Below are 8,163 nucleotides of genomic sequence, written 5' to 3' on the forward strand. Positions count from 1 at the left end.
GAAGTGACCGGCGCGCCGATCACCTCGTCGCCCATCACCTGCACCTCCACCGAGCCGGCCTCGATCGGGTCGGCGAAGCGCAGCTCGACCCACTGGCCCACCGGTTTGCGCGCGCCGTCGGACAACCACGCGGTGCCGATGTCGCCGTCGACCGCGGCGAAGGGTGTGGCCGACGGGTCGCGCAGCCCGGCCGGACCGGTGACGTCCGCCGCGCTGGACGACGCCCGGACGTCGGCCACCCCGGCGTACGCCGAGGAGGTGATCGACGACCGCCACGCCGGGTCGAGGATGTCGTGCTCCAGGCGCTCCAACTGGGTCGGGTCCTGCTCGGTCAGGGTCCGCGAGGTGTTGCCCCGGACCAGACCGAAGTCGACCTCCCGGTCCCGGAGGCTGTCGGCGAGCACGGTGCCGCCGTCGCTGACCAGCGGGGGATCGCCGTCGAGGATCACCGGCCGGTTGCCCAGCACACCGGCGTCGCTGAGGTCCAGCAACGTCTCCGGCGCGCCGACCAGGTTGAGCGGCAGCGCGGCGTCGGTCAGCGTGGCCCGGGGCGTCGGCCGGTCCACCTCGTAGATCTCCACCGCCGGGTACGGCTCGTGCAGGCCGTAGTCCCACGCCCCGTTCAGGTCGGGCTTCACCCCGGACGCCGGGCCGAACGCGGCGACCCGGAACAGGCCCGGTGCGCTGTCAAGCGTGCGGTGTACCAGGACCGGCCAGGCGATGCCGCCGACCGGCTGGCGGAGGTCGTTGCGGACGAGCAGGTAGCGCACGCCGAGCCGGCTGAGCACGTCGGCCAGTCCGGGCGAGGCGGTGCCCGAGGCGAGCCGCTCGTCGATCGCGGAGAGCAGCCGCGAGTTGCCAGCCGATCCGCCCGGCACCAGCGCCCGCACCGCCCACGGCGAGTCCAGCAGCGGCTGCACCGGCTCGTCCAGCGGACGTCCCCAGTTGTACTCGGCGAAGTTGGAGCCGGGAACCAGCAGGGTGGTGCCCGGCCCGGCGTGCCGGTCGAGCCACCCGGTCGCCTGCCGCCAGTGCTCGGGCAGCGCGTGGAAGCCGCCGCCCGGAGCGAGTCCCGCCATCCCGGCGCCGCTGGTCACCGCCACGAGCGCGGCGGCGGTCGCGCCCAGCGCCACCCGCCGGGGCGCCATGTTCGTGGGGCGCGTGAAGCGGCGGATGAGCGCGATCCGGCCGACCGTGTCCAGCATGTGCGCGGCGGCCAGCGCCAGCGGCAGGCGGATCACGACGTCGAACTTGTGCAGGTTGCGGAGGGCGGCGAGCGGACCGTCGAGCAACTCACGCATCGGCGACGCGAACGCGGCGCCCCCGGTCGACAGGTTCCCCGCGGTCAGGGCCAGCAGGCCGACCAGCGCGCCGACGAGCAGGAACCGCCGCTCCGGCAGGTCCCGACGGGCGAGCCCGGCCAGGCCGACGCAGGCGATCAGGGCGGTGAGCACGATCATCCACGGGGTGGTGACCAGCGCCCATCCCGCGCGCCACCACGGCACGCCGTCGACGGCCAGGTAACCCACCCAGTGGGTGCTGCCGCGTACCGCCGACGGGAGCGACGTCACGCTGGTCGTGACCGCCGCGCTCTCGGTGTACGGGAGGAACGGGAACCCGTAGCGCTGCAGCAACAGCAGCGGCACCAGCCACCAGAAGGTGGCCGCCACCATCGCCACCGTCCACCACGCCAGCAGGCGGATCCGCCGCCGGCCGGGCGCACGGGTCACCACGTAGAGGAACGCCGGCAGCACGGCGCACGCGACGGCCGCGCCGTTCGCGCCGCCCATGCAGACCACAGCGAGCCCGCTGAGCGCCGCGGCCCGCCGCAACGAACCGCCCGCGGCCCCCTTGACCAGTGGCAGCAGGACCCAGGGGGCGACGCAGTACGGCAGCAGTTCCAGCGAGACCGTGCCGACCAGGGACAGCGCCCGGGGGGACAGCGCGAAGATCGCGCCGGCCACCAGACGCGATCCCGGACCGCCGAGGTCGAGGGCGCGCGCCAGGCGCACCACGCCGGTGAGGGCGACGCAGAGCAGGGTCGCCATCCAGAGCCGCTGGACCAGCCAGGCCGGCAGGCCCACCGCCTCACCGAGCAGGAAGAACGGGCCCATCGGGAAGAAGTAGCCGACGGCCTGGTTCTGGAGCGTGCCGAACTGCCAGTCCCCGGTCCACAGGTGAGCCGCGCGGGCGAGGAAACCGCCCGGGTCCAGGGCCATGTCCAGCTTCGTCTCGGGCACGATGAGCCCGGGCTCCTGGGTGACGCAGAGACCGATCAGCGCGAGACAGACCAGCAGCTCGCGCAGGCGCCACACCGCCAGGGACACCGTGGCGCTCGGAATTCCGGGGGTACGGCGAGCGGTCGACCAGGCGGTCAGCACTGCCGTACCGGAACGCCGGTGAGCAGTTCGTCCGCTCCGGCGTTCCGCTCGTCGATGTCGTCGGCTGCGACCCCGGCCCGCAGCAGCGCCTGCCGGACGGCGGCCGGCTCGGCGGCCGGCACCAGGAGCAGCAGGTTCTGCCCGTCGATCGCGACGTGCCGGGTACGCGGCAGGAGCGGCGCCACCCGGGCCAGAAGGCGTTCCGGCTGGTCGGTCCGGACCACCACCGACGTGTTCCCGGCGGCCCAGGGCAGCGGGCGCGGCGTCAGCAGATCCCCGAGGACCGCACGCACCCGCCGGCCGGTGTCGGTCCAGCGGAACGAGCCGCTCCACCGCCGGCACTCCGCGGCCATCCGGTCCGGCTCTCCGGGCGTCGCCAGGGAGTCCAGCGCGCGGTCGAGGCCGGCGGCCAGGTTCTGCGCCGGATCCTCACCCTCGTCGACCAACCATCCGGTACGGCCCGGCCGGACCGCGTCGCGCAGCCCGTCCACGTCGAAGGCGACAGTGGGCAGCCCGGCGGCGGCCGCCTCCACCACCACGAGACCCCAGCCCTCACCCCACGAGGCGGAGACGTGCAACCAGGCGGCGGCCAGCAGGGCGTCCCGCTCGGCGGCGGGCAGGTGGCCGTGCACGGTGACCATGTCGTTCAGTCCACGCTCGTCGACCAGCCGGCGGACGCTCGCCACGTCCGGCCCACCACCGACGATGTCCAGACGCAGGTCGGGCCGTTCCGCCCGGAGCCGGGCCACGGCGTCGATCACCAGGTCCACCCGCTTGTGCCGGGTCACCCGGCCGACGCAGACGACACGTGGCCGGTCGGCGCGGGTCACGCCCGCGGCGGCCGGCCGGGACGCGTCGGCGCCGTTGGGCGCCACGACCACCGGGCCGGTCCAGCGCAGCCGCTCCCGGATCGCCACCGCCGTCGAGGGGGAGACCGCGAGCGTCACCGCGCGGCGGTAGACGCGCCGGGCGACCGGTCCCTCCAGCCAGGCGCCGAAGCGACCCACGACCGGGCCGAAGTACAACCGGAACTGCCGGTCGTGCACGTGGTGGATCACGCAGATCACCGGCACGGCCGCCGGCAGGACCGCCGGACTGAAGAACGGGATGCCGTTCTGGCAGTCCACCACCGCGTCGAACTGCCGGCGGTGGCGCGCCAGCCAGCCCAGCACCCGGGGGTAGATGGTCCACCGGCCGCCGGTACGGACGATCCGGATGCCCTCGCGGACCTCGTCGCCGGGCTGCCCGTTCGGGCGCGCGGTGACGAAGGTGACCTCCGCGCCGGCGGTCACCAGGTCGCGGGCGACCTGCCAGGCGTACACCTCGGCGCCCCCGGCGTCAGGATGCCAGGGGTCCTTCCAGTTGAGCACCACGACCCGGCGGCCCACCACGGTGGCGTCGGTGGTGGGTGCCGCGTCGGTAGAGGGTGTTCCGACACTCACGGCCGCATTCCAACGGCGGCCGTGCCGCCGGTGACGTCCGGCGTGACCGGAAGCGTGACGAGTGGCATCACCGGGGCGACGTCGGCGCCACGGAGCCACCAGTTGATCTTCGCGACGTCCACGAAGCTCTGCCAGCCGTGCCGGACCGGTGAGAAGCGGGAGCCGGGTACGTCCACCCAGCTGACCGGAATCTCCACCAGGCGGGCGCCCGCCCGCTCGGCGCGGCCCAGCACCTCGACGTCGAACGCGAATCCACCGCACCGCAGGGGCGCGAAGACCCGCCGGGCGACGTCGTTGCGGAAGAACTTGAACCCGCACTGCGTCTCGCTGACGCCGCGCACCACCTGCCGGACCGCGCCCCGGAACGCCACCGCGCCCCAGCGTCGCAGCACGCTGTGCCGCTCCTCGACGACCGACTCGGGGTGGGCCCGCGACCCGACCACCGCGTCCGCGCCGTCGTACAGGAGATTGAGCACCTGGGCGAGAGCGGCCGGCGCGGTGGCCAGATCGGCGTCACAGAAGCCTACGTAACGGGCGTCGCTGGCCAGCACACCCCGACGCACCGCGAAGCCCTTGCCCGGTTCGCCGCACCAGAGCAGGCGGACCGGAACCGGGCCGGGCGGCGCGTTCACCACCACGGCACTCGTCCCGTCGTCGCTGGCGTTGTCCACCACGGTGACCCGGCAGGGCACACCGAGTTCGGCCAGCGCCGCCCGGAGCAGGACCAGGGTGTCGGGCAGCCGGAGCGCCTCGTTGTACGCGGGCACCACGACGTCGAGTACGACCAGTTCTGACGAGACGTCAGGAGGGGGGACCTCCATGCCGCACCGTCAGCGCTCGCCGTACACGATGATGGGCTGCTCCACGCTCGCTGGCTTGCTGTTGCTGTTGCCGAGGGTGGACGCCCCGATCGAGACGGCCAGGATTCCCAGCACGGCACCCACCGCCGCGGCGACTACCGCGGTGAGGAGGGGATTGAAGGATGCCTTCATCGATGATCCCTTCGGAAAAAGGTACCGAAGAGTAACATGCGTCACTGCCGCTTGACCCGGTGCGAAAGGGCGATCACCAGGGTGGCCCCCAGTACCGAATACCCCAGGACCGGCATTATGCCGATGCGACCGGACGAGCCGGAGAAATCGGAATCCGGCAGACGCAACAGCGTCAATGCCCCGTCCCGCCGGACCAGCTCGGCGCTCACGAACCGGCCCTCCACCTGCGCGGCGTCCGGTTGGTCCGTCTGCACGAGCACATACCGCACCCCGAGCCGGCGCAGATCCGGTCCCGGATCACCCGGCGCCGCCAACGCCGCCGCCACCCGGTCCGCCTCCCGGCTCTCCCCACGGATCCGGTCCTGGCCGACCAGCACGTCCTGGTCCCCGACCACCGGCCGGCGGAACGCCCGCGAGGCCGGATCGAGCAGCGGCACGTTCCCCGCCCACGGATAGGCCCGGAACGAGGACCAGGGCAGCGACACCAGGGTGCCCCCGGCCGGATCCCGGTTCACCTCGGCGCGCACCGCCGCCCACTCCGCCGGGTACCGCACCGTGTCGAACTGACCACCGAGACCCCACGCCAGACCGGGCATGAGCAGCACCGGAGCGACCACCAGCAGCGGGGCCAGCGCCCGGGCGCCGGTCGTCACGAGCGACTCCACGAGCATCCCGAGACCCACCGCCTGCACCAGTGCCAGCGGAGCGAGCAGCCGGGTGCCGTCCCGGACCGCGCCGGCCAGCGGAACGTGCTCGACCAGCGCGACCATCCACTGCGCGCCCAGCGGCCACGCCGGCGCCACCGCGACCACAGTGCCCAGCACCGCGCCGGCGAGCAGACCCCACCAGGCCGCCGACGGCCAGCGGCGACGGGTAAGCACGTATCCCCACAGCGCCGCGCCGGCCAGCGCCAGCGCGATCAGGGCGACCGCCCACTGGTCCCGGCCGACCGGCACGGCGTTCCGGCTCCACACGCCGCCCAGAGTCGCGACGCTGCCGAGCACGCCGAGTGGCGTGTCCGCGCGGACCGCGAACGCGGCCACCCCCCGCTCGTCGACGTCGACGGCGCCGCCCCGGCTCACCAGCGCGAGCCACCACGGAGCGGTCAGGCCGGCCAACGTCGCCGCCCCCGCCACAAACGCCCGCCACCGGCGCGCCAGAGCCAGCGCCGGGGCACAGGCGAACACCGCCGCCAGCACCATCGCCGGGCCGCCCAGCACCACCGCGGCCCCTCCGGCCACTGCGGAACGCCGCCCCGGGCCGGTGCCCTCGGGCGGCGGCCGGAGCACCCCCAGCACCCAGGCGAACGCCCAGGGCAACGCCGCGAACCCCGCCACCACCGCCCACTGCCCGAGGTGCAGCCGCCCGTACACCCAGGGGTTCCAGACGTACGCGAGCCCGGCGGCGCCCCGCGCCAGCGGATGACCGACGGGCGCCAGCCGCGCCGCGCCCACCGCGGCCAGGACGAGACAGCCGGCCAGGAGCACCTTCTGGGCCACGTCTGCCGGGACGACCTGCGACAGCCCGACCGCGAGCAGCTCGCTCGGTACCGCACGCGGCAGTTCGGAGCCGCTGCCCCAGACCACCGCGCCGAACGGCGGGTCCGGCACGAACACCAGGTCGTACCGGAGGACGAAGCCACGGCGCAGCACCGGGCCGAGGATCGCGACGACCACGCCGACACCGAGCGCCGTCTCCGGCCACCAGCGGCGCAGCGCGACGGCGGCCCGCGACAGCGCCGGACCGAAGCTCGGTGACGCTCGACGCACACGGACCCCCATGAACCTGGACGGAAGCGGGCCCGACGTCGCACCCGGGGCTCCGGACAGCACTCTAGGCACAGGGCGAGTACGGACGGTAGCTTGCCTCACGACGTCGACGAGCGAGCCGCGACGACGACGCGAGGTTCGAGGCGAACCCGTTCCACCGGCGACACCGACATGAGGCGCGATGACAGAGACCACGGCAGGGCCCGGCGCGAGCCGCCTGGGAACCGCCGGCGCGGCCGTCGCGGTCGCCGCGATGGCGACGAACGGGCTCGCCTACCTGCTGCCCATGCTCGGCGCCCGGTACCTGCCGGTCGAGGAGCTGAGCGTCCTCGCCACGACGCTGGCCCTCGTCGCGATCGCCGGCGTCGCCGGCGTGGGGCTGCAGATGGCGGTCGCTGTGCACCGGGCCCGCCACCCCGGCGCGCCGACGCACCGGGTCAGCCTCGTCACCACGGCGGTCGCCGGCGGCGCCGTCGTCGTGGCCGCGCCGCTGATGATCACCGGTCTGCGGCTGTCGTCGACCGTCGTGGCGCTGGTCGCCGGCACCACTGTCGCTGTCGTCCTGGCCGCCCGGTGGCTCGGCGAACTGCAGGGTGAGCAACGCTTCGTCCGTCTCGCCTGGGCGATGGGGGTGGTGGCGCTCGGGCGGTACGGCGGCATGATCGTCGCGCTGGTCCTCGACGCCGACGTCGTGGTCACCCTGCTCGCCGGCATGCTCACCGCCTGGCTCGTGCTACCGGCGCTGGCCTGGATCGCCCGCCCCGACCGGCCCGTCGGGAACGACGTCGCCGCCACCATGCGGATCCGGCAGGTGGCGAGCGCCGGCACCGCCGCGCTGGCGATGCTCGCGGTGTCGTACGCCGACCTGATCTTCGCCCGCCAGCTGCTCTCGCCCGCCGACTCCGGGGCGTACGCGGTCGGAACCGTGCTCACCAAGGGCGCGCTCTGGGCCCCCCAGGTGATCGTGGTGCTGGCGCTGCCCCGGCTCGCCGTGGGAGACAACCGGGTCCGTACCGTCGTGCTCGCCATCGTCGCCGGCTGCGGCGTCGTGCTCGTCGCCGCCTCGGCCCTGGCCGGCGGGTTCGCGTTCCGGCTGGTGGGCGGCGAGGACTACACGTCCCTGGGGAGGTACGCCCCGTTCTTCGCCGCCACCGGCGCGCTCTACGCACTGATCTTCGCGGCCGTCAACGCGAAGATCGCGGCGGGCGCGCGCTGGCCGTCCGCGCCGCTCTGGGTCGCCGCGGCCGTCCTGGCCGTGCTCACCACCACCGTCGCGCCCCGCACGTTCCAGGGCATCATGTGGTGCGCGCTCGCCACCGCCGCGGGAACCGCGCTGGTGATGGTGTTCAGCCCTCCGCGAGCCAGTCGCCCAGTAGCCGGTGATCGATCGAGTCCACCCGGCCCAGCGGCCGCCCTGCCGCGACCCGCGCCCGCAGCTCCGCCCGGCTGAACCAGCGCGCCGCCAGCAACTCCACCCCGTCGACCCGGACCTCCTCGGACACGGCGACAGCCCGGAAACCCGCCATCAGCCCGGCGGGAAACGGCCACGCCTGCGACCCCTGGTAGACCACGTCGGTGA

At 74.4% G+C, this 8,163-nt stretch carries 6 protein-coding genes and 1 pseudogene; 1 reads left to right on the forward strand and 6 read right to left on the reverse strand.

The window, feature by feature from the left end; translation table 11 throughout:
- From KBX39_RS16090 to KBX39_RS16110, 5 genes are all read right to left on the reverse strand, one after another.
- Nucleotides 1-2,327, reverse strand: a 2,327-nt coding sequence (locus tag KBX39_RS16090) for a DUF3367 domain-containing protein (RefSeq protein ID WP_210871310.1), incomplete at its 3' end; no start/stop codon positions are given.
- Nucleotides 2,328-2,374: 47 nt separating this feature from the next.
- Entirely contained in the window at nt 2,375-3,823 is a 1,449-nt protein-coding gene (locus KBX39_RS16095; protein WP_210871312.1) for a glycosyltransferase family 4 protein, read from the reverse strand.
- A complete protein-coding gene (locus KBX39_RS16100) occupies nt 3,820-4,644 on the reverse strand; it encodes a glycosyltransferase (protein WP_064446837.1) in 825 nt (274 codons plus the stop codon). The genes KBX39_RS16095 and KBX39_RS16100 overlap by 4 nt, the downstream gene beginning before the upstream one ends.
- A 9-nt stretch (nt 4,645-4,653) precedes the next feature.
- The gene (locus KBX39_RS16105) at nt 4,654-4,815 is read right to left on the reverse strand and encodes a hypothetical protein (RefSeq protein WP_157539048.1); all 162 of its coding nucleotides are present in this window, start codon (nt 4,813-4,815) and stop codon (nt 4,654-4,656) included.
- Between the two features lie 41 nt (nt 4,816-4,856).
- A complete protein-coding gene (locus tag KBX39_RS16110; RefSeq protein ID WP_210871314.1) occupies nt 4,857-6,596 on the reverse strand; it encodes a hypothetical protein in 1,740 nt (579 codons plus the stop codon).
- Between the two features lie 169 nt (nt 6,597-6,765).
- On the opposite strand from KBX39_RS16110, the gene KBX39_RS16115 reads away from it, so the two are divergent.
- On the forward strand, nt 6,766-8,034 hold the full coding sequence (locus KBX39_RS16115; RefSeq protein ID WP_210871316.1) for a polysaccharide biosynthesis protein: 1,269 nt from the start codon (nt 6,766-6,768) through the stop codon (nt 8,032-8,034).
- On the opposite strand, the pseudogene KBX39_RS16120 reads toward KBX39_RS16115, so the two are convergent.
- Nucleotides 7,931-8,163, reverse strand: a pseudogene (locus KBX39_RS16120) (NADH pyrophosphatase); the annotation flags it as partial. The gene KBX39_RS16115 and the pseudogene KBX39_RS16120 sit on opposite strands and share 104 nt — an antisense overlap.

It is taken from the genome of Micromonospora sp. D75 (assembly GCF_018070405.1).
Lineage (GTDB): Bacteria > Actinomycetota > Actinomycetes > Mycobacteriales > Micromonosporaceae > Micromonospora > Micromonospora chalcea.

Bases quoted from the DNA above. Each gene is read 5' to 3' on its own strand.
- KBX39_RS16100 (WP_064446837.1), bottom strand. From the start codon at position 4,644: ATGGAGGTCCCCCCTCCTGACGTCTCGTCAGAACTGGTCGTACTCGAC.
- KBX39_RS16115 (WP_210871316.1), top strand. From the start codon at position 6,766: ATGACAGAGACCACGGCAGGGCCCGGCGCGAGCCGCCTGGGAACCGCC.
- KBX39_RS16110 (WP_210871314.1), bottom strand. From the start codon at position 6,596: ATGGGGGTCCGTGTGCGTCGAGCGTCACCGAGCTTCGGTCCGGCGCTG.
- KBX39_RS16105 (WP_157539048.1), bottom strand. From the start codon at position 4,815: ATGAAGGCATCCTTCAATCCCCTCCTCACCGCGGTAGTCGCCGCGGCG.